At 45.3% G+C, this 984-nt stretch carries 2 protein-coding genes; both read left to right on the forward strand.

Features of this window, described 5'->3' with window-relative positions; translation table 11 throughout:
* The coding region (locus tag A3738_RS32515; protein WP_369819764.1) for an alanine--tRNA ligase-related protein at positions 1-568 on the forward strand (568 nt) is incomplete at its 5' end.
* 14 nt (positions 569-582) lie between these two features.
* A partial coding sequence (locus A3738_RS32520; RefSeq protein WP_369819765.1) for an alanine--tRNA ligase-related protein occupies positions 583-984 on the forward strand: 402 nt, incomplete at its 3' end.

The following is a 984-nucleotide window of genomic DNA, read 5'->3' on the forward strand; positions in this document are numbered from 1 at the left end:
CACTGAAGAAAAATCTTTGCGTGTTATTGCTGATCATATTCGCTCAGCCGCGTTTTTGATTGCGGACGGCGTGATGCCGTCTAATGAAAGTCGTGGATATACATTGCGTCGTATTATTCGCCGCGCTATTCGCCACGGTAATAAACTTGGCGCGGAAGGGGTATTTTTCTACAAGTTAGTTTCTAGTCTTGTTCATATAATGGGAGACGCCTACCCAGAGTTAAGGACGGGGCAGGTTCAAATCGAGAAAATTTTGCTTCAAGAAGAGCAGCAGTTCGCTAAGACACTGGATAAAGGTATGCGGCTTTTAGAAGCTGATATTGATCAGCTTGAAGGCAAGGTTATTTCCGGAAAAACAGTATTTACGCTTTATGATACTTACGGTTTTCCCGTTGACTTAACTAACGATATTGCGAGAGAGCGCGGATTGACGCTTGATTACCATGGATTTGATGTGGCCATGGAAGCGCAACGCGAAAGAGCTCGATCCGCTAGCAAGTTCGACGTTGATTATATGATACCTTCTCTATCGAAGGCGAAACGAGTTTTGTTGGCTATGAGTCCCTAGAAGGCCAAAGTAATATCGTCGCCACGCTTGTTGATGGTCAGGAAGCTTCTTTAGCGCAAGGACAAGCTGGGGCTATCGTACTTGATGTAACGCCTTTTTATGCTGAGTCTGGTGGTCAGGCCGGAGATACGGGTGTAATTCGCTCAGGTGATTCGGTTTTCGAAGTAAAAGATACTCAAAAGCAAGGCAATCAATTTGTTCATCTTGGTGTTGTAGCTAACGGCAATTTTGCTAAAGACGATTCTGTAGAGTGTGAAGTTGCCCAGTCAGAGCGAGAAGCAACTGCTTTGAACCATTCTGCAACACACCTTTTGCATGCTGCTTTGCGCAAGGTTTTAGGTGAACACGTGGTCCAGAAAGGGTCATTGGTAGATAGTGAGCGTTTGCGTTTCGACTTTGCGCATTATGAAGGGGTG

It is taken from the genome of Oleiphilus sp. HI0066, assembly GCF_001635725.1.